20 protein-coding genes and 1 tRNA gene are annotated in these 25,973 nt (G+C 71.9%); 17 read left to right on the forward strand and 4 right to left on the reverse strand.

Translation table 11 applies throughout. The features are described from left to right. Window positions 1-74 precede the first annotated feature (74 nt). From OG538_RS22955 to OG538_RS22965, 3 genes are all read left to right on the forward strand, one after another. Window positions 75-1,406 (forward strand): nitrate/nitrite transporter, encoded by a 1,332-nt coding sequence (locus tag OG538_RS22955; RefSeq protein ID WP_406096461.1) that lies wholly within the window; start codon window positions 75-77, stop codon window positions 1,404-1,406. Window positions 1,407-1,600: 194 nt separating this feature from the next. Continuing rightward, window positions 1,601-2,743, forward strand: a complete 1,143-nt coding sequence (locus OG538_RS22960; RefSeq protein WP_406096463.1) for a uroporphyrinogen-III synthase — start codon at window positions 1,601-1,603, stop codon at window positions 2,741-2,743. A gap of 175 nt (window positions 2,744-2,918) precedes the next feature. Next, window positions 2,919-3,503: a GNAT family N-acetyltransferase gene (locus tag OG538_RS22965; protein ID WP_406096465.1), complete on the forward strand. Its 585-nt coding sequence runs from the start codon at window positions 2,919-2,921 to the stop codon at window positions 3,501-3,503. 28 nt (window positions 3,504-3,531) lie between these two features. Here the strand turns inward: OG538_RS22965 and OG538_RS22970 are convergent, their stop codons facing one another. Continuing rightward, the gene (locus OG538_RS22970) at window positions 3,532-4,086 is read right to left on the reverse strand and encodes a GNAT family N-acetyltransferase (protein ID WP_406096467.1); all 555 of its coding nucleotides are present in this window, start codon (window positions 4,084-4,086) and stop codon (window positions 3,532-3,534) included. 116 nt (window positions 4,087-4,202) lie between these two features. On the opposite strand from OG538_RS22970, the gene OG538_RS22975 reads away from it, so the two are divergent. From OG538_RS22975 to OG538_RS23000, 6 genes are all read left to right on the forward strand, one after another. After that, the gene (locus tag OG538_RS22975) at window positions 4,203-4,847 is read left to right on the forward strand and encodes a CGNR zinc finger domain-containing protein (protein WP_406096469.1); all 645 of its coding nucleotides are present in this window, start codon (window positions 4,203-4,205) and stop codon (window positions 4,845-4,847) included. Between the two features lie 88 nt (window positions 4,848-4,935). Continuing rightward, the gene (locus OG538_RS22980) at window positions 4,936-5,523 is read left to right on the forward strand and encodes a sigma-70 family RNA polymerase sigma factor (protein WP_406096471.1); all 588 of its coding nucleotides are present in this window, start codon (window positions 4,936-4,938) and stop codon (window positions 5,521-5,523) included. Further along, entirely contained in the window at window positions 5,520-6,368 is an 849-nt protein-coding gene (locus OG538_RS22985; protein ID WP_406096473.1) for an anti-sigma factor family protein, read from the forward strand. Before OG538_RS22980 ends, OG538_RS22985 begins: the two co-directional genes overlap by 4 nt. Before the next feature lie 141 nt (window positions 6,369-6,509). After that, complete coding sequence (locus OG538_RS22990) at window positions 6,510-8,888, forward strand: HelD family protein (protein WP_406096475.1); 2,379 nt, start codon at window positions 6,510-6,512, stop codon at window positions 8,886-8,888. Between the two features lie 596 nt (window positions 8,889-9,484). Further along, window positions 9,485-10,918, forward strand: coding sequence for an NAD-dependent malic enzyme (locus OG538_RS22995; RefSeq protein ID WP_406096477.1), 1,434 nt, complete (start codon window positions 9,485-9,487; stop codon window positions 10,916-10,918). Between the two features lie 344 nt (window positions 10,919-11,262). Beyond that, entirely contained in the window at window positions 11,263-11,544 is a 282-nt protein-coding gene (locus OG538_RS23000; RefSeq protein WP_003968811.1) for an HU family DNA-binding protein, read from the forward strand. A gap of 129 nt (window positions 11,545-11,673) precedes the next feature. On the opposite strand, the gene murA is transcribed toward OG538_RS23000, so the two are convergent. Beyond that, window positions 11,674-13,014 carry a UDP-N-acetylglucosamine 1-carboxyvinyltransferase gene (gene murA, locus OG538_RS23005; protein ID WP_406096478.1) on the reverse strand — a complete coding sequence of 447 codons (1,341 nt, stop codon included), beginning with the start codon at window positions 13,012-13,014 and terminating at the stop codon, window positions 11,674-11,676. Window positions 13,015-13,289: 275 nt separating this feature from the next. On the opposite strand from murA, the gene OG538_RS23010 reads away from it, so the two are divergent. From OG538_RS23010 to OG538_RS23035, 6 genes are all read left to right on the forward strand, one after another. After that, on the forward strand, window positions 13,290-13,850 hold the full coding sequence (locus tag OG538_RS23010; RefSeq protein ID WP_219573439.1) for a YqgE/AlgH family protein: 561 nt from the start codon (window positions 13,290-13,292) through the stop codon (window positions 13,848-13,850). Window positions 13,851-13,879: 29 nt separating this feature from the next. Then, window positions 13,880-14,173, forward strand: coding sequence for a DUF3039 domain-containing protein (locus OG538_RS23015; RefSeq protein WP_362543450.1), 294 nt, complete (start codon window positions 13,880-13,882; stop codon window positions 14,171-14,173). A gap of 307 nt (window positions 14,174-14,480) precedes the next feature. Continuing rightward, window positions 14,481-16,115 (forward strand): beta-N-acetylhexosaminidase, encoded by a 1,635-nt coding sequence (locus OG538_RS23020; RefSeq protein WP_406096481.1) that lies wholly within the window; start codon window positions 14,481-14,483, stop codon window positions 16,113-16,115. A 321-nt stretch (window positions 16,116-16,436) separates the two neighbouring features. Then, window positions 16,437-17,333, forward strand: a complete 897-nt coding sequence (locus OG538_RS23025; protein WP_406096483.1) for an FAD binding domain-containing protein — start codon at window positions 16,437-16,439, stop codon at window positions 17,331-17,333. Next, window positions 17,330-18,922 (forward strand): 2Fe-2S iron-sulfur cluster-binding protein, encoded by a 1,593-nt coding sequence (locus OG538_RS23030; protein ID WP_406096485.1) that lies wholly within the window; start codon window positions 17,330-17,332, stop codon window positions 18,920-18,922. Before OG538_RS23025 ends, OG538_RS23030 begins: the two co-directional genes overlap by 4 nt. Further along, complete coding sequence (locus tag OG538_RS23035) at window positions 18,919-21,264, forward strand: xanthine dehydrogenase family protein molybdopterin-binding subunit (RefSeq protein ID WP_406096487.1); 2,346 nt, start codon at window positions 18,919-18,921, stop codon at window positions 21,262-21,264. The genes OG538_RS23030 and OG538_RS23035 overlap by 4 nt, the downstream gene beginning before the upstream one ends. Before the next feature lie 61 nt (window positions 21,265-21,325). Here the strand turns inward: OG538_RS23035 and OG538_RS23040 are convergent. Continuing rightward, window positions 21,326-21,400, reverse strand: a tRNA-Cys gene (locus OG538_RS23040). Window positions 21,401-21,598: 198 nt separating this feature from the next. Between OG538_RS23040 and OG538_RS23045 the strand changes: the two genes are divergently transcribed. Beyond that, window positions 21,599-23,080: an MFS transporter gene (locus OG538_RS23045; protein WP_406096489.1), complete on the forward strand. Its 1,482-nt coding sequence runs from the start codon at window positions 21,599-21,601 to the stop codon at window positions 23,078-23,080. 352 nt (window positions 23,081-23,432) lie between these two features. Further along, window positions 23,433-25,214: a DEAD/DEAH box helicase gene (locus OG538_RS23050; RefSeq protein ID WP_406096491.1), complete on the forward strand. Its 1,782-nt coding sequence runs from the start codon at window positions 23,433-23,435 to the stop codon at window positions 25,212-25,214. A gap of 80 nt (window positions 25,215-25,294) precedes the next feature. On the opposite strand, the gene OG538_RS23055 is transcribed toward OG538_RS23050, so the two are convergent. After that, window positions 25,295-25,846, reverse strand: coding sequence for a hypothetical protein (locus OG538_RS23055; protein WP_406096493.1), 552 nt, complete (start codon window positions 25,844-25,846; stop codon window positions 25,295-25,297). Window positions 25,847-25,973 lie beyond the last annotated feature (127 nt).

Below are 25,973 nucleotides of genomic sequence, written 5' to 3' on the forward strand. Positions count from 1 at the left end.
CCTCGCGGCACCACACCGAAACGCGCGCTGCCTAGCGTCGGGGACAACACCCCGACCACCCGTGGAGGCGCGTGATGGCTGGCCGTTGGATCGAGCACTGGGAACCCGAGGACGAGACGTTCTGGCGGGAGAAGGGCGAGCGGATCGCCCGCCGGAACCTCTGGTTCTCCGTACTCTCCGAGCACATCGGATTCTCCATCTGGACCCTGTGGTCGGTGATGGTCCTGTTCATGGGACCGGAGTACGGGGTGGACCCGGCAGGGAAGTTCTTCCTGATCTCCACCGCGACACTGGTCGGCGCCCTCGCGCGGGTCCCCTACACCTTCGCCGTGGCCCGGTTCGGCGGCCGGAACTGGACCGTGTTCAGCGCGTTCACCCTGCTGGTGCCGACGATCGCCGCCTTCCTGGTGATGGAGCCGGGGACCTCGTACACCACCTTCGTGGCAGTGGCCGCGCTGACCGGCATCGGCGGCGGCAACTTCGCCTCCTCGATGACGAACATCAACGCCTTCTTCCCTTTGCGCAAGAAGGGCTGGGCGCTCGGACTCAACGCGGGCGGCGGCAACATCGGGGTGCCCGTCGTCCAGCTCGTCGGGCTGCTGGTGATCGGGACCGCGGGCGCCATGCACCCGCGGATCGTGCTCGGCGTGTACATCCCGCTGATCGTCGTCGCCGGGCTGTGCGCCGCGTACTTCATGGACAACCTGGCACCCGTACAGAACGACACCGGAGCCGCGAAGGACGCCGTGCGCGACCCGCACACCTGGATCATGGCGGTGCTCTACATCGGCACCTTCGGTTCCTTCATCGGCTACAGCTTCGCCTTCGGCCTCGTCCTGCAGACCCAGTTCGGCAGGACCCCGCTGCAGGCCGCCTCGCTCACCTTCATCGGCCCGCTGCTGGGCTCGCTCATCAGGCCGGCCGGCGGCTGGCTCGCCGACCGGTACGGCGGCGCCCGCATCACCCTGGCGAACTTCGCCGCCATGGCCGTCGCGACCGGTGTCGTCGTGTACGCCTCCGGCATCGAATCGCTCACCGTGTTCCTCGTCGGCTTCACCGCCCTGTTCGTCCTCACGGGACTCGGCAACGGATCGACGTACAAGATGATCCCGGGCATCTTCCACGCCAAGGCGATCGCCCAGGGGCTGCGCGGCGAGGAGGCGGCGGCCCAGGGGCGGCGGCTGTCCGGGGCGGCGATGGGCCTCATCGGCGCGGTCGGGGCGCTCGGCGGGCTCGCCATCAACCTCGCCTTCCGGCAGTCCTTCCAGACCTCGGGCACCGGAACGGCGGCCTTCTGGTCCTTCCTCGCCTTCTACGGAGTGTGCTTCGCGCTCACCTGGGCGGTATACCTTCGCCGCACCGCGGCCGTCCCCGCGAAGCCCCAGCTCAGCTACGCCGAAGTGTGATGATGACCCAGGTCCCGTCGGGATCAGGCCGGGGCCGCGGGGCCCGGTGCCTGGTGATCCGAACGAAAGGTCCTGGCGATGTCGGGTGACGTAACGGGCGGGAAATACGGGTGAACCGAGCCTGTCACGCATCGTTGGCAGGCTCGGACCTCCGCACCATTGAGCAGCAGCGGGACGAGAGCCGGGTAGACCATATGCACGACGACGAACAGCACGGGCCCCTCGCGGGCTTCACGGTCGGTGTCACCGCCGCGCGCCGGGCGGACGAGCTCGGCACCCTGCTGCGGCGGCGGGGCGCCACCGTGGTGCACGCGCCCGCACTGCGGATTGTGCCGCTCGCCGACGACAGCGAACTGCTCGCCGCCACCAAGGAACTCATCGACACTGTCCCCGACGTGGTCCTCGCGACCACCGCCATCGGCTTCCGCGGCTGGATCGAGGCCGCCGACGGCTGGGGCATCGGGGAACAGCTGCTGGACACCCTGCGCGGGGTCGAACTGCTGGCCCGTGGGCCCAAGGTCAAGGGCGCGGTCCGCGCCGCCGGGCTGACCGAGACCTGGTCACCGGCGTCCGAATCCATGGCGGAGGTGCTGGAACGCCTCTTGGAGGAAGGGGTCGAGGGCCGCCGCATCGCCCTCCAGCTGCACGGCGAACCCCTCCCCGGCTTCGTGGAGTCGCTGCGCGCGGCCGGCGGCGAGGTCATCGGCGTCCCCGTCTACCGCTGGATGCCGCCCGAGGACATCGCCCCCCTCGACCGGCTCATCGACACCACCGTCGCGCGCGGCGTGGACGCACTCACCTTCACCAGCGCCCCGGCCGCGGTCTCGCTGCTGCGCCGGGCCGAGGAACGCGGGCTGCTGACCGAGCTGATGGGCGCCCTGCAGGGTGACGTCCTGTCGGTCTGCGTCGGACCGGTCACCGCCCTCCCGTTGCAGGACCGGGGCATCGAGACCGTCCAGCCCGAGCGCTTCCGGCTCGGCCCGCTCGTCCAGCTGCTCTGCCGTGAACTCCCCTCCCGGGCTCGGACCTTGCCCGTCGCCGGTCATCGCGTCGAGATCCGCGGCCACGCGGTCCTGGTGGACGACGAACTGCGCGCGGTGCCGCCCGCCGGCATGGCCCTGCTGCACACCCTGGCCCGCAGGCCAGGCTGGGTGGTGGCCCGCGCCGATCTGCTGCGCGCGCTGCCCGGCAGCGGTACGGACGAGCACGCGGTGGAGACGGCGATGGCCCGGCTGCGCACCGCGCTCGGGGTTCCCCGGCTGATCCAGACGGTCGTCAAGCGCGGCTACCGACTGGCCCTGGACCCGGCGTCGGACGCCAAGTACGCGGATTCCTGAGGGCTACGCGGACTCCTGACGGCGCCGTCGCGCACCGGCGCCCGGACCGCGACACCCTCACCGCTCGCAGTTCCCCACGCAGTCGTCCCAGCGGGCGCGGGGAGCCGCGGCGCGGGCACCGCACCGTCCCTGAGCGTCCGCCCGGGCCGTGTCGCGCCCGGGATACCGTGCGGGGATGAACCATGACATCCATCGGCTGGACGCGGAGATACGGCTCCGTTCCGTTGCCATGGCCGACGCCGCGTCCCTCGCCGAAGTGCTGACCCGCAACCGCACGCACATGCAGCCCTGGGAGCCCGTACGGCCCGACGACTTCTACACCGAAGCGGGGCAGCGCGAGCGGCTGACCGGTGTGCTGGCGGACCGCGACGCGGGGCGTGCGATGCCGTGGGTGCTCATCGACGGGCAGGACCGGCCGATCGGTATGTTCACCCTCAACGGTGTGGTGCTCGGGCCGTTCCGCAGCGCCGCCCTCGGCTACTGGGTGGACGGGGACTTCTCGGGGCGGGGACTGGCCACCGCCGCGGTGCGGCTGATCTGCGAACTGGCGCGGGACGAGATGCGGTTGCACCGGATCGAGGCCGGGACACTGCCGTACAACGAGGCATCGCAGCGCGTGCTCGCCAAGTGCGGCTTCGAGCAGATCGGCCTGGCACCGGGCTACCTCCACATCAACGGCGAGTGGCGCGACCACCGGCTCTTCCAGCGCATCCTGCACGACGGCCCGGTGACCGGGGCGGAGACGGCGCCCGAAGCCTGAGCAGCTCCGGGCATCAGCGTCCGGGGCATCAGCGTCCGGGGCCGGCTGCCCGGCGCTCGTGACGGTGGCCGTCGAGCGGCCACGGCGGGCATGCGGGCAACACCTCCGCAAGGCCGTACCCGGCCTTCTCCGCCACCCGGCAGGATGCCTCGTTGTCCACCTGGTGCAGCAGGTCCAGCCGTACGAGACCGTCCCCGGCGAACACCGTGAACGCCCAGTCCGTGAGCGCGGCGAGAGCCTGCGGGGCGATCCCGCGGCCGCGGCAGGCCGCCACTGTCCAGTAGCCGACCTCGGCCGCCCCCGAGCCCGGCGCGGGGTGCACGAGGACGGCGTTTCCGACGGGCCCGTCCCCGAGCGCCGTGTCGACCACGGCGAAGCCGTGGCGGAGCCCGGACGCACGGCCCTCCTCCTGGTCGCGCAGCCAGCGGGCCGCCGCCGCCTCGTCCTCCACCGGGGCGCGCGACCCTGCCCGGATCGCCGGGTCGCGGTACGCGTCCAGCAGGACCGTGAGGTCGCCCGGCTCCCAGGGGCGGAGCACCAGGGAGCCGGTCCGGAGGCGGGCGTTGCGCGGATGGGTGTTCATCGGCTCATCGTATGAGGGGAGTTGCCGCGGCCGGGGTGGCGGCGGGGGTTACGGGCGGGGGCCGGGCGGGGCACTCTGGTGAGGACGGCGGCCGGACCCGAGGCGGTGGCATGCGCATGGCGAGGCGCAGGGGCTCGTACGACGGGCGCTTCGATTCCGGGCGGCTGTGCCTGGACCTGGTCGCGACGGGAGCTGCAAGCCCCGGCGCCGCCGACCCGCTGGACCGGCCCGAGGGGCTCGCCGACTGGCTGGTGGCCGCCGGGGCCGTGCCGCGGGGCACCCGGCTCGACGGTGTGGACGACGACTGGCTCGTGCGGTTCCGGCAGCTGAGGAGCGCCGTGGACCGGCTGCTGACCGCGCAGCTCGGCGGGCGGGCGGCGGACGGCGCCCTGGAGCGCGTCAACGCGCTCGCCGCGAGCGCCCCGCCCGGTCTGTGCGCCGTGCGCGCCGGTAACGGGGCCCTGGTGCGCGGCCTGAGCACCGAACCCGGCTGCGGGGCGCTGCTGGCCGCCGTGGCGCGGGACGCCGTGGAACTCCTCACCGATCCGGTCGCGCTGGCCGGGCTGCGCCGCTGCGAGGGCGACCACTGCCGCCGCGTCTACCTGGACACCTCACGCGGCCGGCGCCGGCGCTGGTGCTCCAGCGAGGTCTGCGGCAACCGGGAACGGGTCGCCCGGCACCGGCGACGCCACACGGAGTCGGCGGGCGCCTCCCCGCAGCACGGGGGCGACGCGGAGCGAGAGGGCGGCTCCGAGCCGTAAAGAATCTTGGACGCGCATTGAATGGATCGTCCGGCATCCCCGTATCGATGGCCAAGGAGCTCAACAGGGTCTCGACCGGGAGGTTCGGGTGCGCAAGGATGCGGCCGTGGCCGATGACCGTCCGCACAGGGCCCGGCATCGCGGTGGGCCGCCCCCGTCACCCTCCGCCGTCCCCGACGAGGAGCTGATGCGGGCGCTCTACCGCGAACACGCCGGACCTCTGCTCGCGTACGTACTCCGCCTCGTCGCCGGCGACCGACAGCGCGCCGAGGACGTGGTGCAGGAAACACTCATCCGTGCCTGGAAGAACGCCGGTTCGCTCAACAGGGCCACCGGTTCCGTCCGGCCCTGGCTGGTGACGGTCGCCCGGCGCATCGTCATCGATGGCCACCGCAGTCGGCAGGCCCGGCCGCACGAGGTCGACCCGTCGCCACTGGAGGTCATTCCCGCGGAGGACGAGATCGACAAGGCGCTGTGGCTGATGACGCTCTCGGACGCGCTCGACGATTTGACCCCCGCCCACCGGGAAGCATTGGTCGAGACCTACTTCAAGGGCCGTACGGTCAACGAGGCGGCCGAGGTGCTCGGGATACCCAGTGGCACGGTGCGGTCCCGGGTCTTCTACGCACTGCGTTCGATGAAGCTCGCACTCGAAGAGAGGGGGATCACGGCATGAGCGACCACGAGTGGCAGCCCTTCGAGCCCCGGCCGGCCGGTCCCTCCGGCCCCGCCGGGCCGTTCGCCGCCCCCGGCGGCCCCGTGGACGAGGCAGGGCACGACGCGGCGGGCGCCTACGTCCTCGGCATCCTGGACGGGCCCGAGGCCGCAGCCTTCGAAGCGCACCTGGCCGGCTGCGCCCGTTGCGCCGCCCACCTCGACGAGTTCGCCGGCCTGGAGCCGATGCTCGCGATGCTCGCCGAGTCCCCGGCCGCCGTGCCCGGCGCCCGCCCGGTCCCGCACGTCCCCGCACCACCGGCGCCCCGCGTGCTGGACACCCTGGTGGACGAGGTCGCGGCCAAGCGTGCCCGGCGCACGCGGCGCGCGAGGTATCTGGTGGCGGCGGCAGCGGCGCTGATCATCGGCGGACCGGTGGTCGCGGTGATGGCCACCAGTGGCGGCACGAGCAACGTGGAGGCGGCCGATCCGCACCCCACCAGCCCCGCCGAGGACGCCTTCTTCCACCACATGAAGGAGAAGGCGCAGGCGACCGACCCCGTCACCGCCGTCGACGCCACCGTCGGTATGGAACCGAAGGCCTGGGGCACGCACACCGTGCTGGAACTGAAGAACGTGAAGGGCCCGCAGAAGTGCCGGCTGATCGCCGTGTCGAAGACCGGCGAGGAGGAGGTCGTCACCTCCTGGGCCGTACCGAAGTGGGGGTACGGCATCGCGGACTCCACCCATCCCGCTGCCAGGTACCCCCTCTACGTCCATGGCGGGGCCGCCATGGACCGGGCCGACATAGACCACTTCGAGGTCCGTACGTTCGACGGCGAACGGCTGGTGAGCGTCGGAGTCTGAGAGACCCCCGGAGGCGCCCGCCGGGCGTCCGACACGCAATCGATATCCCGGCGCGCGAGATCGATGCCTGCGGCAGGTGCGCGACGGCCCCCCTTCGCATAAGGTTGACGGCTGCCCAATGCACGTCAGAAGGGGGTCTCGGTGACCGCGCAGGATGCCGCTGTCGATTCGTTGCGGGACCGGGAAATCGGTGTCGAGCAGGAACATCTCGACCGTGTTTACCACCGCCTCGAGGAGAAGATCCACGAGGCGGAATTTCTTATGAACGACGCCGTCAAGCGCGGCCAGGTGGGTACACCGGGAGCGCTCGCCGAACGTGACGCCCAGGTGTTCCGCGCCGGAATCCACCTCAACCGGCTGAACAGCGAGTTCGAGGACTTCCTCTTCGGAAGGATCGACCTGCTGCTCGGCAAGGACGGTGAGCGCGGCCCGGACGGCGCCTTCACCTCCGTCGAACCGGCCGACGACGCCGTACGGGCGGACAGCACCGCCGATATCGCCGAGACGCTGCACATCGGCCGGATCGGGGTCCTCGACTCCGACTACGCGCCGCTGGTCATCGACTGGCGCGCCCCGGCGGCCGCACCGTTCTACCGCTCGACACCGAAGGAACCGGGCCGGGTGGTACGCCGCCGGGTCATCCGTTCCAAGGGCCGCCGCGTCCTCGGGGTCGAGGACGACCTGATGCGTCCCGAGCTGACCGCGTACCTGGGCGGCGACACGCTCCCCGTCATCGGGGACGGCGCACTGATGGCGGCGCTCGGACAGGCCCGCAGCCACACCATGCGGGACATCGTCTCCTCCATCCAGGCCGAGCAGGACCTGGTGATCCGGGCGCCCGCCGCCTCGGTCACCGAGGTCTCCGGCGGTCCCGGCACCGGCAAGACCGCGGTCGCCCTGCACCGTGCGGCGTACCTGCTCTACCAGGACCGGCGGCGGTACGCGGGCGGCATCCTCGTCGTCTCGCCGACGCCGCTGCTGGTCGCGTACACCGAAGGCGTGCTGCCCTCGCTCGGCGAGGAGGGCCAGGTCGCGATCCGTGCGGTCGGCTCGCTGTCGGACGAGGCGGCCGGTATCGAGGGCGCCACCACGTACGACGAACCGGCTGTCGCGCGGATCAAGGGGTCCTCCCGGATGCTCCACGTGCTGCGCAAGGCGGCACGCGGGGCGCTGGAGCAGCCCGTGCCGCGCCCGGCCGCCCAGGAGGGCCAGCTGGCCTTCGCGGAGGCCGAGGCGGCCCCTCAGGAGGCCGCCACGCCCACCCGGCTCCGCGTGGTGGCCTTCGGCGCCCGGGTCGAGCTGCACGAGGACGAGCTCCGGCGCATCCGCAACAACGTGCTCAGCGGCACCGCGCCGGTCAACCTGCTGCGCCCGCGCGCCCGCAAGCTGCTGCTCGACGCGCTGTGGAACAGGTCGTCGGGCCGGGGCCGCTACACCGATCAGGAACTCGCGGCCGAACTGCGCTCGTCGTTCGACGAGGACGTCTCCACGGAGACGCCGTTCCTCGCGTTCCTGGACGCCTGGTGGCCCGAGCTCACCCCGCGCGGGGTGCTTGCGGCGATGGCCGACGAGAAGCGCCTCGCCCGCTGGTCACGCCGCACCCTGAACCAGGGTGAGGTGCGCCGGCTCGCGCGCTCCCTGAAGCGGCTCGACGCGGAGGGCCGGGGCCCGCTGTCCGTCCACGACGTGGCGATCCTCGACGAACTCCAGACGCTGCTCGGCACCCCGCACCGGCCCAAGCGCAAGCGCGAGTCCGATCCGCTGGACCAGCTCACCGGTCTGGAGGAGCTGATGCCGCACCGCGAGGAGACGCAGTGGGAGCGGGCCGAGCGGCTCGCGGCGGAGCGCACGGAGTACGCGCACGTCATCGTCGACGAGGCGCAGGACCTCACGCCCATGCAGTGGCGCATGGTCGGCCGCCGCGGCCGGCACGCCACCTGGACGATCGTCGGCGACCCGGCGCAGTCCTCCTGGTCCGATCCGGACGAGGCGGCCGCGGCCCGTGACGAGGCGCTGGGCAGCCGTCCGCGCCGGAACTTCACGCTGACCGTCAACTACCGCAACCCGGCGGAGATCGCCGAACTCGCCGCGAAGGTGCTGGCGCTGGCCATGCCGGGCATGGAGTCCCCGGCGGCGGTCCGCTCCACGGGCGTGCGGCCGCGCTTCGAGACCGTGCGGGACGGCGATCTGGCCGGCACCGTGCGCGAGGAGGCCAGACGGTTGCTGGGCGAGGTGGACGGCACGGTCGGTGTCGTCGTCGCGATGAACCGGCGGGCGCAGGCGCGTGGCTGGCTCGCGGAGCTCGGCGAGCGCGTGGTGGCCCTCGGCAGTCTGGAGGCGAAGGGCCTGGAGTACGACGCCACGGTGGTCGTCTCGCCCGCGGAGATCGCGGACGAGTCCCCGGCGGGGCTGCGGGTGCTGTACGTGGCACTGACGAGGGCGACCCAGCAGCTCACGGTCGTCTCGGGGGAGCGCGACCTGCCCGACGAGGACGGGGTGCCGGACCTCCTCAGGGACTGACGGGCCCCGTGACGGGCCTCGGCGGCGGGGGCGCAGGAGCCTTTTTTCGGTCAACCTGCGCTGGGGGAATCACTTCTCCGGGGTGTTTGTTAGCCTGGAGTCGGCACCGGCTCGATCCAAGCCCCCGGGCCCAACCTTCGTCGCTTCGAGCGACCACTTGCCGCGAGGCGAGCATGGCGGGTCGGTGCCGTTCAACTGAAGAAGACAGACCCGCTTCACCCTCCGGTGAAGCGGGTCTGTTTTCGTTTACGGGCCTGTTCGCGCACCGGCAGGGGTTCCGCTGGTGCCCTCATATCTCGTATGGTGGAAAACACTTTCCGAAAAGTGGCGGTCATTACCGGCTACTCATCGGTAGGTGCGAATATCGGAAGGCGTGTCCGGAGCGACAGTTCCGGCCACGCGCAGCAATGAAGCTAAGAGCGTCCGGCCGTCGGGGAGCGCGAAGGAGCGGGGCCGGGCGCGTGCGTCTGCAGGCGGAGGATCGAGACATGGCGGAGCCATGGTGATCGACGACGCCGCCGCAGACGCACGCGCCCGGCACCGCGACGCCGCCCCCCCCGATGACCGCCGCTCTGAGGAAAGCGAAGGACTCGGCCATGGCAACGGCGCCCAGCGTCTCGTACTCGATGACGGTCAGGCTGGAGGTGCCCGCGAGCGGCACAGCGGTCTCCCAGCTCACCACGGCCGTGGAGTCCTCCGGAGGCTCGGTCACCGGCCTCGACGTGACCGCTTCCGGCCACGAGAAGCTGCGGATCGACGTCACGATCGCCGCCTCCTCCACCTCGCACGCGGACGAGATCGTCGAAGGTCTGCGGGACATCGAGGGCGTCGTCCTCGGCAAGGTCTCCGACCGTACGTTCCTGATGCACCTCGGCGGCAAGATCGAGATGGCGTCGAAGCATCCCATCCGCAACCGTGACGACCTCTCGATGATCTACACCCCGGGTGTGGCCCGGGTCTGCATGGCGATCGCCGAGAACCCCGAGGACGCCCGGCGCCTCACCATCAAGCGCAACTCCGTCGCAGTTGTGACGGACGGCTCCGCGGTGCTCGGCCTCGGCAACATCGGCCCGATGGCCGCCCTCCCCGTGATGGAGGGCAAGGCGGCCCTCTTCAAGCGCTTCGCCGGCATCGACGCCTGGCCGATCTGTCTGGACACCCAGGACACCGACGCCATCGTCGAGATCGTCAAGGCGATCGCCCCCGGCTTCGCGGGCATCAACCTGGAGGACATCTCCGCGCCTCGCTGCTTCGAGATCGAGGCCCGGCTGCGCGAGGCCCTCGACATCCCCGTCTTCCACGACGACCAGCACGGCACCGCGATCGTCGTCCTGGCCGCCCTGACCAACGCCCTGCGCGTGGTGGGCAAGGGGATCGGGGACGTGCGGGTCGTCATGTCCGGCGCCGGAGCGGCCGGCACGGCCATTCTGAAGCTGCTCATCGCCGCGGGCGTCAAGCACGCGGTCGTGGCCGACATCCACGGTGTGGTGCACGCCGGGCGCGAGGACCTGGTCTCCGCGCAGGCCGACTCGCCACTGCGCTGGATCGCCGACAACACCAACCCGGAGTCCGTCACCGGCACCCTCAAGCAGGCCGTCGTGGGCGCCGATGTCTTCATCGGCGTCTCGGCTCCGAACGTCCTGGACGGCGTCGACGTCGCGGCCATGGCCGAGGGTGCGATCGTGTTCGCGCTTGCGAACCCGGACCCCGAGGTCGACCCGGCAATCGCGCGCCTGACGGCGGCAGTTGTGGCCACCGGCCGCTCGGACTTCCCGAACCAGATCAACAACGTCCTGGTCTTCCCCGGTGTCTTCCGCGGTCTGCTGGACGCTCAGTCCCGCACCGTCAACACGGAGATGATGCTCGCCGCCGCGCGCGCCCTCGCCGACGTCGTCGCCGAGGACGAGCTGAACGCGAACTACATCATCCCGTCGGTCTTCAACGACAAGGTCGCCGGAGCGGTCGCGGGAGCGGTCCGGGAGGCCGCGAAGGCGGCCGGCGCGGCTGTGACGGGCCCCACGTCCGCCTGATGTCCGGCGCGTCGCGGGTCGCGGCGCCCCAAACGCCCCTTTAGGGTGGGCGGGCGACGCGTCCCGCAGAGCCCCGCATCAGGTGCGGACCGCTTCTGGGGAGTCGACGGAACGTCACCACGACGAGGCAGTGGTGCTTTTCGTGTGACTCCGGAAGGTGCCGGATTGGCTTTCCCGCCGCAGGTGGGGGCAGGATGCTTTCCCAAGGACTTCGTCCGGGGGAGACCCCACGGGGCGCGAAGGTCTCAAAAATTCGGACCCGGGTCCGGGGACTGTCCGAGGGCCCTGGCAGCATCGGCTTCGATCTCACGCCTCACAGGCAAGAAGAACACGGGAGTAACAACATGAACCGCAGTGAGCTGGTGGCCGCCCTGGCCGACCGCGCCGAGGTGACTCGCAAGGACGCCGACGCCGTGCTGGCCGCGCTCGCCGAGACCGTCGGTGAGATCGTCGCCAAGGGCGACGAGAAGGTCACCATCCCCGGTTTCCTGACCTTCGAGCGCACCCACCGTGCCGCTCGCACCGCGCGTAACCCGCAGACCGGCGACCCGATCAACATCCCCGCCGGCTACAGCGTGAAGGTCTCCGCGGGCTCGAAGCTCAAGGAAGCCGCCAAGGGCAAGTAACACCCCTGAGCACGCCGAAGGGCGGTCACCCCGACCAGGGTGGCCGCCCTTCGGCGTGCGGGCCGCAGAACGCCGTTCTACGGCCCGCCAGGCGTGTTCCCGGGGACGCGGACCCCCGGGAACCCAGCCTCAGACCAGCGAACCGCCCGGCAGCTCCACCTTCGCGCCGAGCTTCTCCAGCTTCTCCATGAAGTTCTCGTAGCCGCGGTTGATCAGGTCGATCCCGTGGACCCGGGACGTCCCCTGGGCCGCCAGTGCGGCGATCAGGTACGAGAAACCGCCGCGCAGGTCCGGGATGACCAGATCCGCGCCCTGCAGCTTCGTCGGCCCGGAGACGACCGCGGAGTGCAGGAAGTTGCGCTGGCCGAAGCGGCAGTCGGAGCCGCCCAGGCACTCGCGGTAGAGCTGGATGTGCGCGCCCATCTGGTTGAGCGCCGAAGTGAAGCCGAGCCGCGACTCGTACACCGTCTCGTGGACGATCGACAGGCCGGAGGCCTGCGTCAGCGCCACGACGAGGGGCTGCTGCCAGTCGGTCTGGAAGCCGGGGTGCACGTCCGTCTCCAGCGCGATGGCGTTCAGCGCGCCGCCCGGGTGCCAGAAGCGGATGCCCTCGTCGTCGATCTCGAAGGCACCGCCGACGCGGCGGAAGGTGTTGAGGAACGTCATCATCGAGCGCTGCTGGGCGCCGCGCACGTAGATGTTGCCCTCGGTCGCCAGCGCCGCGGACGCCCAGGAGGCGGCCTCCAGACGGTCCGGGATCGCGCGGTGGGTGTAACCGTCGAGACGGTCGACACCGGTGATCCGGATGGTCCGGTCGGTGTCCATGGAGATGATCGCGCCCATCTTCTGCAGTACGCAGATGAGGTCCTCGATCTCCGGCTCCACCGCCGCGTTGGACAGCTCGGTGACACCCTCGGCGAGCACCGCGGTCAGCAGCACCTGCTCGGTGGAGCCCACCGACGGGTACGGCAGCCGGATCTTGGTGCCGCGCAGCCGCTGCGGGGCCTCCAGGTACTGGCCGTCCGCCCGCTTCTCGATCGTCGCGCCGAACTGGCGCAGCACGTCGAAGTGGAAGTCGATCGGCCGGCCGCCGATGTCGCAGCCGCCGAGCCCCGGGATGAACGCGTGGCCCAGCCGGTGCAGCAACGGCCCGCAGAAGAGGATCGGGATGCGCGACGAACCCGCGTGGGCGTCGATGTCGGCGACGTTCGCACTCTCGACGTGGGTGGGGTCGAGGATCAGCTCACCCGGTTCGTCACCTGGACGGACCGTTACGCCGTGCAGCTGCAGCAGCCCGCGCACCACCCGCACGTCGCGGATGTCGGGGACGTTGCGCAGCCGGCTGGGCCCGCTGCCGAGCAGCGCGGCGACCATTGCCTTCGGCACCAGGTTCTTGGCGCCTCGGACGCGGATCTCGCCCTCCAGCGGGGTTCCGCCGTGGACAAGCAGGACATCGTCTGTGCCGGTCATGAATCTCGCGTTCCGGAGTGGTCGGGCAGGGGGCCAATCGAAAGGGTAATGGCCCGGCGCCCCCCTTCCCTAAGGGAGCGGGGGGTGTGCGAACGCCATGGATCCGTCCCGGCACTCTGTGCTTCCCGGATCTTGCGGAGGGTTACCGTCCGGATGGGCGGCCGGGTTGTGCGCTCCTCGTGCATCCGTGCGCCCTGAGCTGCGCTCGGGCATGGTGCGGGACCAAGGACGCTCTTGGCCCCCGCGAACGCCGAAGATGCGGGATCATTTCTGCCATGACGGAGGTGTCCTCGCTCACAGGGCGACTGCTCGTGGCCACACCCGCCCTCGCCGACCCGAATTTCGACCGCGCGGTGGTGCTGCTCCTCGACCACGACGAGGAGGGCTCCCTGGGCGTGGTCCTGAACCGCCCGACCCCGGTCGGCGTCGGTGACATCCTCGCGTCCTGGGCGGAGCTCACCGGCGAGCCCGACGTCGTCTTCCAGGGCGGCCCCGTCTCGCTGGACTCGGCGCTCGGCGTGGCGGTGATCCCCGGCGACGAGGGGCCCCTGGGCTGGCGCCGGGTCTACGGGGCGATCGGCCTGGTGGACCTGGAGACGCCCCCGGAGCTGCTGGCTGCGGCGCTCGGCTCGCTGCGGATCTTCGCCGGATACGCCGGCTGGGGGCCGGGCCAGCTGGAGTCGGAGCTGTCCGAGGGCGCCTGGTACGTCGTCGAGTCGGAACCGGGCGACGTGTCCTCGCCCCGCCCGGAGAGCCTCTGGCGGGCGGTCCTGCGCCGTCAGCGCAGCGAACTGGCCATGATCGCCACCTATCCGGACGACCCTTCGCTGAACTGATGCCCGGACTTTCAGTACGCTTGGCGGTTATGAGCACTCTTGAGCCCGAGCGCGGGTCAGGCACCGGAACCCTCGTGGAGCCGACACCACAGGTGTCGAACGGCGACGGCGACCACGAGCGCTACGCCCACTACGTTCAGAAGGACAAGATCATGGCGAGTGCCCTGGAGGGCACCCCCGTGGTCGCACTGTGCGGCAAGGTCTGGGTACCGGGGCGCGACCCCAAGAAGTACCCGGTCTGCCCCATGTGCAAGGAGATCTACGAGTCCATGGGCGCCGGCGGCGACAAGGACAAGGGCAAGGGCGGCAAGGACAAGCAGTAGTCCGGCCGCACGACAGAACGGCCCGGGAGAGCCCCCGGGGTACGCAGCCGCGTGCCCCGGGGGCTCTTCTTCGTGCGGTCCGGCGGTGTTGCACGGCTGCGCCAGGGGCACGGAGTGGTCGAGACCACTTGTCGCCTCCTTGGTCCGGACCTAACGTTCCGCACGGTGTGCACAACGAAACGAAAGGCGCATCGCGCATGCTGCAAGCCCTTTCCGTGGGGGGCTTCCGGTCCCGTACCGGGCGTATTCGTAACTCGTACAGCGACGCCGGGTCCCCGAACCGGCGGAGCGGTTAAGGACTGACGGCATGGACATGGAACTGATCCCGGCGCCCGTGAGCGTCGGCGACCAGGGGCGGTGCGGGTTCCTCCTGGACGCGTCCACCCGCATCGACGCGGCCCCCGGCACCGAGGGCACCGAGCGCTGGCTGCGTGCCACGCTCGGCGCCGCGTTCGGCCTGCCGCTCGCACCGGGCGCCGAGGGGGCCCCGCGCGCCATCCGGCTGCGCGTCGACCCGTCGTCGGCGTCCGAGGGCTACCGCCTGACCACCGGACCCGACGGAAGCGTCGTGATCGCGGGCGGCAGCCCCGCAGGGGTCTTCTGGGGCGCGCAGACGCTGCGTCAGCTGCTGGGCCCCGAGGCCTTCCGGCGGGCCCCCGTCGGCGGCCGCGCCACGCACGCCCTCGGGTTCACGGACATCGAGGACCGTCCCCGCTTCGGCTGGCGCGGACTGATGCTCGACGTGTCACGGCACTTCCTGCCGAAGGACGACGTCCTGCGCTACCTCGACCTCCTCGCCGCCCACAAGCTGAACGTCTTCCACTTCCACCTCACCGACGACCAGGGCTGGCGCGTCGAGATCAAGCGCTACCCGCGCCTGACCGAGGTGGGGGCGTGGCGCTCGCGTACCAAGTACGGGCACCGGGCGTCCGAACTCTGGGACGAGACTCCGCACGGCGGTTACTACACGCAGGACGACATCCGCGAGATCGTGGCGTACGCCGCCGAGCGGCACATCCGGGTCGTTCCCGAGATCGACGTCCCGGGCCACTCGCAGGCCGCCATCAGTGCCTATCCGGCGCTGGGCAACACCGACGTCGTCGACACGTCCGCGCTGGCCGTGTGGGACAACTGGGGTGTCAATCCGAACGTGCTCGCCCCCTCCGACCACACCCTGAGCTTCTTCGAGGGCGTCTTCGAGGAGCTGTTGGAGCTGTTCCCCGCGGACACCTCGCCGTTCATCCACGTCGGCGGCGACGAGTGCCCCAAGGACCAGTGGAAGCAGTCCCCGGCCGCCCAGGCGCGCATCAAGGAACTCGGCCTGGCCGGCGAGGACGAGCTGCAGTCCTGGTTCATCCGGCACTTCGACACCTGGCTCACCGCGCGCGGTCGCCGTCTGATCGGCTGGGACGAGATCCTGGAAGGGGGACTGGCCGAGGGCGCGGCCGTCTCCTCGTGGCGCGGTTACGCGGGCGGCATCGCGGCGGCCGAGGCCGGGCACGACGTCGTCATGTGCCCGGAGCAGCAGGTGTATCTGGACCACCGTCAGCACGGTGGCCCCGACGAGCCGATGCCCATCGGATACGTCCGCACCCTGGAGGACGTCTACCGCTTCGAGCCCGTGCCGCCGGCCCTCTCCGAGGAAGCGGCCCGTCATGTCCTCGGCACTCAGGCCAACGTGTGGACCGAGGTCATGCAGAACCGGTCCCGCGTCGACTACCAGGTCTTCCCGCGCCTCGCCGCCTTCGCCGAGGTCGCCTGGTCGGCCCTGCCCGCCCCCGCGGACCGGGACTTCGCGGACTTCGAGCGCCGAATGGTCACGCACTACGCGCGACTTGACGCGCTCGGCGTCGACTACCGGCCGCCGGGCGGTCCGTTGCCCCGGCACCTCCGCCCCGGGGTCCTCGGACGCCCGATCGAGGGAATGCCCCCGAACGTGTGAGTCCGGACGCGGTCCGGTTGCCGCCACCACGGTCCCCGGGGCCGTGGTGGCGGTGCCGTTCGCGCGGGAGTGCCGCCCGCGGGAGCCGTCGCCGGCGGGAACGGACAAGTCGTACAAGCGCGTTGAACGGCGGCAATTCGCATTCTGCGCTGAAGAGGTGCGAAAGGGGATCATTTCCCTGATCGGGGACGGATACACCCTTCGCGGACCCTCGCGTCGGGCCGGTCCGAAGATGTGCCAGAGTTGCCACGTCCGGGCTTTGAGCACGTACCGTACGGCGAAACAGGCGGGACGCCGGGACACCGGGAAGGGGCAGCTGGGTTGACCACGCACGCACCGCAGGCGACGCAGTCCGTCACGCTGCCTGCCTCGCTGGACGAGGCCGTGGCGGCACTCGGCGCCATGCCCGCCGCCGTCCCCGTGGCAGGCGGCACGGACCTGATGGCGGCCGTCAACAAGGGACTCATGCGCCCTTCCGGACTGGTCGGCCTCGGCCGGATCAGCGAGCTCCGCGGCTGGCACTACCAGGACGGCCACGCCCTGCTGGGCGCCGGTCTCACCCACGCACGCATGGGGCGGCCCGACTTCGCCGCCCTCATCCCGGCCCTCGCCGCCTCCGCCCGCGCGGCAGGCCCGCCCCAGATCCGCAACGCCGGAACGCTTGGCGGCAACATCGCCACGGCCGCACCGACCGGTGACGCACTGCCGGTGCTCGCCGCCCTGGAGGCCGAACTCGTCATCGCGGGCCCCGGTGGCGGGCGCCGCGAGATCCCGGTCTCGCACCTGCTGGCCGGCCGCGAGATGCTGGAGCCCGCCGAGCTGATCGGCTTCGTCCGCGTCCCGCTGCTGCATGCCCCGCAGGTGTTCCTCAAGGCGACCGGACGCACCGGCCCCGGCCGGGCCACGGCCTCCGTCGCGATCGTGCTCGACCCGGCGCGGCGCGGGGTGCGCTGTGCGGTCGGCGCCATCGCGCCGATGCCGCTGCGGCCGCTGGAGGCCGAGCGCTGGATCGCCTCACTGATCGACTGGGACGGCGAACGGGGCCTGGCCCCCGACGCGCTGGCCGCTTTCGGCGAGTACGTCGCCGCGGCCTGCATCCCGGACCAGGCACCGCCCGACGACGGGGGAGAGGCACCACCGCTGCCCCCCGCCGTACTGCACCTGCGGCGCACCGTCGCCGCGCTGGCCCGACGCGCGCTGGGGAGGGCACTGTCGTGAGCAACGAGGACCACGCCGACCGGCGCGGGCACTGGGAGCCGACCCCGCAGGGCGGCGAGTACGACGCCGAGGCGACCGCCTTCGTCCACCTGCCGCCCGAGGACCTGGCGAACGTACCCCTGGCCGCACCCGGCCAGGGGTACGTACCCCCGATGATCCTTCCGCTGACCCCGGCGGCCGGCCTCGACCCCGCGGCCACCGGCAGCTGGGTCGTCCAGACGCCGGGCCGGCAGGACCAGCAGGGTCTGCCCGACCACCAGGACGCCGGCGCGGAGCCCGCACCGGCCGCGGTGCACTGGCCGGACCCGAACCAGCAGCAGACGCCGTACGGATACCCGCAGCCCGGTCCGCAGGCCTCCCAGCAGTACCCGGAGCAGGAGTACCCGGAGCAGCAGTACCCGGAGCAGGAGTACCCGGAGCAGTACCCCGGGACCTCGGCCGCCACCGGTCAGTGGAACTTCGCCGAGTCCGGCGGCCCCGCCGAGGCGTCCGGCCACACCGGACAGTGGACGATCCCGGTCGCCGACGGCGATCTCCCGGAGGAGTCCGGCGAGTTCTCGGCCTCCGCCCTGGCCGCCGGCTGGTACCAGGACCGCACCCCTCCGGCCACTCTGCCGGGCGGAGCGCCCGCGCCGTGGGCGACGCAGGAACCGCAGTCCGGTGCCGGGGGCACCCCGGCCCTGGGTACGGATCTGGGCACGCTCCCGGAGCCCGCTGCCGACGCGCCGGCCGACGCCCCCGCGGACGAGCCGGGACCGGAGCCGGTCGCGGACGACATCGTGGCCGGGCCCGATTCCCCGGACGCCGCCCCCGAGGACGCCCAGCAGCCCGCCCCCGAGCAGCCCGACGCGGCAGCCCCGGACGCAGCGGGCCCGGACGCAGCGGACCCGGACGAAGCGGACCCGGACGAAGCGGTGCCGGACGCGGCCCCGGACGACGAGGCGGTCGAGGAGTCCCCGCCCGCCGTACCGCTCGACCTGCCCAGCGAACACCCCGCCACCTCGTACGTGCTCCACGTGAACGGCGCCGACCGGCCGGTCACCGACGCCTGGATCGGCGAGTCGCTGCTCTACGTGCTGCGCGAGCGCCTCGGCCTCGCCGGTGCGAAGGACGGCTGCTCACAGGGCGAGTGCGGTGCCTGCAACGTCCAGGTGGACGGCCGTCTCGTCGCCTCCTGTCTGGTCCCCGCTGCCACGACGGCGGGCAGCGAGGTCCGTACGGTCGAGGGCCTGGCCGTCGACGGCGAGCCGTCCGACGTCCAGCGCGCCCTGGCGGACTGCGGTGCCGTCCAGTGCGGCTTCTGTATCCCCGGCATGGCCATGACCGTCCACGACCTGCTGGAGGGCAACCACGCCCCCAGCGAGCTGGAGACCCGCCAGGCCCTCTGCGGCAACCTCTGCCGCTGCTCCGGCTACCGCGGCGTGCTCGACGCCGTGAACGAGGTCATCGCGGGCCGTGAGGCCGCCTCCGAGGCGACCTCGGCACCCGCTCGGGAATCCGCGGTGCCGGACGAGGCCCGCATCCCGCACCAGGCGGCGCCGGGCGCGGGTAGTGTGCAGGCCCATCTGCAGGACGGAGGCATGGCGTGAGCAACGACGCAGCCACCGCGGCGGGCGCGACCCACACGGCGATCAGCATCCCGTCGCTGGACGGCCCGAGCGGCCCCGAGACCGAGCAGCCGCTGCTCGGCCTGGGCGCCTCCCTGCCGCCCGCCGACGCCCGCGCCAAGACCGAGGGCACCTTCCCCTACGCCGCCGACCTGTGGGCCGAGGGACTGCTCTGGGCGGCCGTGCTCCGCTCCCCGCACCCGCACGCCCGCATCCTGTCCATCGACACCACGGGCGCGGTCGGGATGCCGGGCGTCCGCGCCGTCGTCACCCACGAGGACGTCCCCGGCGAGAAGTCCTACGGCCGCCGCGTCGTCGACCGACCCGTCTTCGCGTCGGACCTGGTGCGCCACCACGGCGAGCCGATTGCCGCGGTCGCCGCCGACCACCCGGACACCGCCCGACTGGCCGCTGCCGCGATCACCGTCGAGTACGAGGTGCTGGAACCGGTCACCGACCCGGAGAAGGCGTTCGCCGCCGAGCCGCTGCACCCCGACGGCAACCTGATCCGCCACATCCCGCTGCGCTACGGCGATCCGGAGATCGTCGGCGAGGTCGTCGTCGAGGGCCTGTACCGCATCGGCCGCCAGGACCCGGCACCGATCGGCGCCGAGGCCGGCCTCGCCGTGCCCCGACCCGACGGCGGAGTGGAGATCTACACCGCCTCCACCGACCCGCACACCGACCGGGACCTCGCCGCGGCCTGCTTCGGCCTCGAACCGGACCGGGTGAAGGTCGTCGTCACCGGAGTGCCCGGCGCCACCGGCGACCGCGAGGACCCCGGCTTCCAGCTCCCGCTCGGCCTGCTCGCCCTGCGCACCGGCTGCCCGGTCAAGCTGGCCGCCACCCGCGAGGAGTCCTTCCTCGGCCACGCGCACCGCCACCCCACCCTGCTGCGCTACCGCCACCACGCGGACGCCGAGGGCCGTCTGGTCAAGGTCGAGGCCCAGATCCTCCTGGACGCGGGCGCCTACGCGGACGCCTCCTCGGAGTCCCTGGCCGCCGCGGTCGCCTTCGCCTGTGGTCCGTACGTCGTGCCGCACGCCTTCATCGAGGGCTGGGCGGTCCGGACGAACAACCCGCCGTCCGGCCATGTCCGGGGCGAGGGCGCGATGCAGGTGTGTGCCGCGTACGAGGGCCAGATGGACAAGCTGGCGGCCAAGCTCGGCATCGAACCGGCCGAACTGCGGATGCGCAACGTCCTGTCCACCGGCGACATCCTGCCCACCGGGCAGACGGTGACCTGCCCCGCCCCCGTCGCGGAGCTCCTGCGTTCCGTCCGGGACTTCCCGCTCCCCTCGCTGCCCAAGGACTCCCCGGAGGACGACTGGCTTCTCCCCGGCGGCCCCGAGGGCGCGGGGGAACCCGGCGCCGTGCGGCGCGGGGTCGGGTACGCGCTGGGCATGGTCCACATGCTCGGCGCCGAGGGGACCGACGAGGTCTCCACCGCCACCGTCCGGGTCCACGACGGCGTCGCCACGGTCATCTGCGCCGCGGTCGAGACGGGTCAGGGCTTCTCCACACTGGCCCGGCAGGTCGTGCAGGAGACGCTCGGCATCGAAGAGGTGCACGTCGCCTCCGTCGACACCGACCAGCCCCCGGCCGGCCCGGCGACGCACGGGCGCCACACCTGGGTCTCCGCCGGAGCGGTCGAACGCGCCGCGAAGATGGTCCGCACCCAGCTGCTCCAGCCGCTGGCCCACAAGTTCGGCATGTCCACCGAGCTGCTCCAGATCGCCGACGGAAAGATCACCTCGTACGACGGGGTGCTCTCCACGACCGTCGCGGAAGCGATGGACGGCAAGGAGCTCTGGGCCACCGCCCAGTGCCGCCCCCATCCCACCGAGCCGCTCGACGAGTCCGGCCAGGGCGACGCCTTCGTCGGCCTCGCGTTCTGCGCGATCCGTGCGGTGGTGGACGTCGACATCGAGCTCGGCTCGATCCGGGTCGTCGAGATGGCGATCGCCCAGGACGTCGGCCGGGTCCTCAACCCGTCCCAGCTGGCGACCCGCATCGAGGCGGGCATCACCCAGGGCATCGGGGCCGCCCTGACGGAGAACCTCCGCAGCGCCCGCGGTCTCGTCCGCCACCCCGACCTGACGGGTTACGCCCTTCCGACGGCGCTCGACGCTCCGGACATCCGCATCGTCAAGCTCGTCGAGGAACGTGACGTGGTGGCCCCCTTCGGTGCCAAGCCCGCCTCGGCGATCCCGGTGGTGACCTCGCCGGCCGCGGTCGCGGCGGCGGTCCGGTCGGCCACCGGCCGCCCGGTCAACCGCCTCCCGATCAGGCCGCAGGCGGCGGTCGCCGCCCCCAAGTCCTGACCGGACCCGCCCCCTGAACGCCACCGCCCGCCCCTCTGCGTGAGGGGCGGGCGGTTCGGTGTGGAGACCGTGACCGGATTCGAACCGGTGTAACTCGAGTTGCAGTCGAGCCCCTGAGCCTCTCGGGCACACGGTCGTGCGTTGCTGCGACGTCCCGACCGTAGGCCCGCAGCCGCGCGGCGTACAAGGGTGCGGGCCGCCGTGCAACGCGACTGCCATACGGCGTTCACGATCGCCGGCGGTTCCGCGAGCTCCGGTCCTACGACCAACGGACGACCATGTGAGCGACCCGCGACAGGTCTGATACCGGACTTCGCCCCTTACTCTTGGGCTCATGACCGTCCTGGAACCGCGCGACGCCGACGTCTCGCCCCTCACCGAAGACGCCGGCATCGCCCTGGGCGAAACGGTGTCCGCAGCGCCCGACGGGGTTCTCGGGCGGACCTACCGGGCACTCAGCATCGGCATCGTCTCCGTCGTGTTCCTGATCGCCTTCGAGGCGACCGCCGTGGGGACCGCGATGCCGGTCGCCGCCCGTGAGCTGCACGGCATTCCGCTGTACGCCTTCGCCTTCTCGGCGTACTTCACCACCAGCCTCTTCGCCATGGTGCTGTCCGGCCAGTGGGCCGACCGGCGCGGGCCGCTCGCACCGCTCGCCGCCGGGATCAGCGCCTTCGGGGCGGGGCTGCTGCTGTCCGGGACCGCGGGCACCATGTGGATGTTCATCGCGGGCCGGGCGGTGCAGGGGCTCGGCGGCGGACTGGTGATCGTCGCGCTGTACGTGGTGATCAGCCGGGCCTACCCGGAGCATCTGCGGCCGGCGATCCTGGCCGCGTTCGCAGCGAGCTGGGTGATTCCGTCCGTCGTGGGGCCACTGGCCTCCGGGAGCGTCACCGAGCACCTGGGCTGGCGCTGGGTCTTCGTCGGTATCCCCGTGCTGGTCGTCTTCCCGCTGGTGCTCGCGCTGCCCGCGATCCGGCGGATGGCCTCCGGCCCTGCCGATCCGGCGGCGCCCGTCGAACCGTACGACCGCCGGCGCATCGTGCTGGCACTGGGCATCTCGGTGGGCGCCGGTCTGCTCCAGTACGCCGGGCAGGAGCGGAACTGGTTCTCCCTGCTCCCGGCCGCCGCCGGTGTGGCCCTGCTCGTCCCCGCGATCCGTGGCCTGCTGCCCCCGGGCACCGGCCGTGCCGCGCGCGGACTGCCCGCAGTGGTGCTGCTGCGCGGGGTGGCGGCAGGGTCGTTCATCGCCGCCGAGTCGTTCGTCCCCCTGATGCTGGTGACCCAGCGCGGGATGTCCCCGACGATGGCCGGACTCTCCCTCGCCGCCGGCGGCGGAACGTGGGCGCTGGGCTCGTACATACAGTCCCGGCCGTTCGTGGAACCGCACCGCGACCGGCTGTTGGTGGGCGCCATGGTGCTGGTCGCCGCGGCGATCGCCACGGCACCGGCGGTGCTGATCGACGGGGTACCGGTCTGGACCGTGGCGGTGGCCTGGGCCTTCGGCTGCTTCGGCATGGGCATCGTGATCGCCTCGACGAGCGTGCTGCTGCTGAAACTGTCCGCGCCCGAGGAGGCGGGGGCGAACTCCGCGGCCCTGCAGATCTCCGACGGCCTCTCCAACGTCCTGCTGCTGGCGGCGGGGGGTGCGGCCTTCGCCGCGCTCGGCGGAGGTGCGGTGGGAGCGGTGCACGAGGCGGTGGAGGTGGGCGCGCCGGGCTCGCACCCGGGGGCGTTCGCGGTGGTGTTCCTGCCGATGGCGGGGGTGGCGCTGGTCGGGGCGTGGGTGGCTACGCGGGTGCGGACGCGGGCGTAGGAGCGATACCTCGCCATTTCCGGGGCGCTGCGGCCCTGCGCGGCGTTCCTTTCGCCGCCGTGCAAGGCCGCCGCTCCGGTACTGCCGATGAGCAGCGCAGCCGGCCCTACCGGCCCTCGACGTCTGCCGGGGAGTCCTGGACACGCCCAGGATCGTGGAGCGGCTGCCCGGGTCCGCCACGTAGCCGTCGCACCCCTGTGAAGCGGGTCTCAGCAGTACCGGACCACGGCTGGTTCGTACGGGGTTCGGCGCCGTCCCCCGGTAGGGTGGCCCGGTTGTCGTATCGCGTACGGGCCCGTCCCGGTCCGCGCGGACAGCACCACACGTACCCGAGAGACCCGAACCGGAGACCGTGACTACTACCGCCTCCCACCACCTCTCACCCGCCTTTCCCGGCCGCGCCCCCTGGGGCACGGCCGGCAAGCTGCGAGCCTGGCAGCAGGGTGCCCTCGAGAGGTACATCCAGGAGCAGCCGCGCGACTTCCTCGCGGTCGCGACCCCCGGCGCAGGGAAGACCACCTTCGCGCTGACCCTCGCCTCATGGCTGCTCCACCACCACGTCGTGCAGCAGATCACCGTCGTCGCGCCCACCGAACACCTGAAGAAGCAGTGGGCGGAGGCGGCGGCCCGGATAGGGATCAAGCTCGACCCCGAGTACAGCGCGGGCCCCGTGAGCAAGGAGTACCACGGGGTCGCGGTCACGTACGCGGGCGTCGGCGTCCGTCCGATGCTGCACCGCAACCGCTGCGAGCAGCGCAAGACCCTGGTGATCCTCGACGAGATCCACCACGCCGGTGACTCGAAGTCCTGGGGTGAGGCCTGCCAGGAGGCGTTCGACCCGGCGACCCGCCGGCTCGCCCTCACCGGCACCCCGTTCCGCTCGGACACCAACCCGATCCCCTTCGTCGCGTACGAGGAGGGCAACGACGGCATCCGCAGGTCCTCGGCCGACTACACCTACGGCTACGGCAACGCGCTCGCCGACGGCGTCGTCCGCCCCGTGATCTTCCTCAGCTACAGCGGCAACATGCGCTGGCGCACCAAGGCCGGTGACGAGATCGCCGCCCGGCTCGGCGAGCCGATGACCAAGGACGCCATCGGCCAGGCCTGGCGCACCGCGCTGTCGCCCACCGGCGACTGGATCCCCAACGTCCTCAGCGCCGCCGACAAGCGGCTCACCGAGGTCCGCAAGGGCATCCCGGACGCGGGCGGGCTTGTCATCGCCACCGACCAGGAGTCGGCGCGCGAGTACGCCAAGATCCTGAAGAAGGTCTCCGGCGACAAGGTGACCGTGGTCCTCTCCGACGAGAAGGCCGCGTCGAAGAAGATCGATCAGTTCACCGAGGACGGCTCGCGCTGGATGGTCGCGGTCCGCATGGTGTCGGAGGGCGTCGACGTGCCGCGCCTGGCCGTCGGCGTGTACGCCACCACCATCTCGACGCCGCTCTTCTTCGCCCAGGCCGTCGGGCGCTTCGTCCGCTCCCGCAGGCGCGGTGAGACCGCGTCCGTCTTCGTCCCCACCATCCCGATGCTCCTCGATTTCGCCAACGAGATGGAAGTCGAACGGGACCACGTCCTCGACAAGCCCAAGAAGGGCAGCGACGAGGAGAACCCGTTCTCGGAGGAGGACAAGCTCCTCGCCGACGCCGAGAAGCTGGAGGACGAGGAGACCGAGGAACAGCTGCCCTTCGAGGCGCTGGAGTCCGACGCGGTCTTCGACCGGGTGCTGTACGACGGTGCCGAGTTCGGCATGCAGGCACACCCGGGCAGCGAGGAAGAGCAGGACTACCTCGGTATTCCGGGGCTGCTCGAACCCGACCAGGTGCAGCTGCTGCTCCAGAAGCGGCAGACCCGGCAGATCGCCCACAGCCGGCAGAAGCCGGCCTCGGAGGCGGACCTGCTGGAGAAGCCGGCCGGTGACCGGCCGGTGGTCACGCACAAGCAGCTGCTGGGCCTGCGCAAGCAGCTGAACACGATGGTGTCCGCCTACACGCACCAGAGCGGCAAGCCGCACGGGGTCATCCACACCGAGCTGCGCCGGGTGTGCGGAGGGCCGCCGAGCGCGGAGGCCACGGCCGGGCAGATCGAGCAGCGGATCAAGAAGGTCCAGGAGTGGGCCACTCGCATGACGTGAGCCGGCGGGGACCGTACGACGCACCGGCCCGGGACGGGGGCACAGATCCCCCGTCCCGGGCCGGCGTCATACCCGGACCGTTACCAGAGGAACGGCGTGGACAGGGCTGACGTCGCCACGCACGGCACGGTGGCGGACGTCGGGGACGAGGCCACGATCTGCAGTGACCAGTTGGTGGCGCTCGGGGGAGTGGGCAGCACCACGGTGTTGGTGCTGTCCCCGGCCGCGAGCGTGCCGGAACTGAGCTTGAGCGGCCCGAGAGTGATCGGGTTGCCGCCGCTCATGCCGGGGTTGGTCTTGGCGGAGAACTGGACCTGACTGGTGACGCCGCCCGAGGTCTTGGTGAGCTTGAGCGTCGTCGTGATGCTGTTCGGGTCGGCACTCGTACCGCTGGGCATCGTGATCGCCGAGGACGTGACCTTGACGGTCTTGCTGGTGCCCGACGCGGCTGCTGTCAGGGTGGCGAGGCCGCTGCCCCAGGAGCCGCAGTTGAAGGTGGCCGTCGCGGTGAGCGGGGTCACCGCGGAGGCCGTCGGGGCCGACAGGGCCAGCAGGGCGCCGGCCGAACACGCCGCCACCAGGACCAGCGGTAGGCGTCTTCGTTCCGACGTGCGGTGGGAAGAGATCGACATGACGGGTGGAACTCCTTCCGGTTTGAATTCCGCGGATCCGCCGTATCGCTGCACTCGGTGCATTTTGCTGTACGTGCGGATCTACGTGCCGGGCCCGGCATGTCGGGTGCAGTGAAACGGTGATCTT

The sequence above is a fragment of the Streptomyces sp. NBC_01013 genome (assembly GCF_045162765.1).
Taxonomy (GTDB): Bacteria; Actinomycetota; Actinomycetes; order Streptomycetales; family Streptomycetaceae; genus Streptomyces.

Coding starts and splice junctions, on each gene's coding strand:
- OG538_RS22965 (WP_406096465.1), top strand. CDS start 2,919: ATGAACCATGACATCCATCGGCTGGACGCGGAGATACGGCTCCGTTCC.
- OG538_RS23055 (WP_406096493.1), bottom strand. CDS start 25,846: ATGTCGATCTCTTCCCACCGCACGTCGGAACGAAGACGCCTACCGCTG.
- OG538_RS22955 (WP_406096461.1), top strand. CDS start 75: ATGGCTGGCCGTTGGATCGAGCACTGGGAACCCGAGGACGAGACGTTC.
- OG538_RS23015 (WP_362543450.1), top strand. CDS start 13,880: ATGAGCACTCTTGAGCCCGAGCGCGGGTCAGGCACCGGAACCCTCGTG.
- OG538_RS22970 (WP_406096467.1), bottom strand. CDS start 4,086: ATGAACACCCATCCGCGCAACGCCCGCCTCCGGACCGGCTCCCTGGTG.
- OG538_RS22985 (WP_406096473.1), top strand. CDS start 5,520: ATGAGCGACCACGAGTGGCAGCCCTTCGAGCCCCGGCCGGCCGGTCCC.
- OG538_RS22960 (WP_406096463.1), top strand. CDS start 1,601: ATGCACGACGACGAACAGCACGGGCCCCTCGCGGGCTTCACGGTCGGT.
- murA (WP_406096478.1), bottom strand. CDS start 13,014: ATGACCGGCACAGACGATGTCCTGCTTGTCCACGGCGGAACCCCGCTG.
- OG538_RS22995 (WP_406096477.1), top strand. CDS start 9,485: ATGGCAACGGCGCCCAGCGTCTCGTACTCGATGACGGTCAGGCTGGAG.
- OG538_RS23045 (WP_406096489.1), top strand. CDS start 21,599: ATGACCGTCCTGGAACCGCGCGACGCCGACGTCTCGCCCCTCACCGAA.
- OG538_RS22975 (WP_406096469.1), top strand. CDS start 4,203: ATGGCGAGGCGCAGGGGCTCGTACGACGGGCGCTTCGATTCCGGGCGG.
- OG538_RS23010 (WP_219573439.1), top strand. CDS start 13,290: ATGACGGAGGTGTCCTCGCTCACAGGGCGACTGCTCGTGGCCACACCC.
- OG538_RS23020 (WP_406096481.1), top strand. CDS start 14,481: ATGGACATGGAACTGATCCCGGCGCCCGTGAGCGTCGGCGACCAGGGG.
- OG538_RS23000 (WP_003968811.1), top strand. CDS start 11,263: ATGAACCGCAGTGAGCTGGTGGCCGCCCTGGCCGACCGCGCCGAGGTG.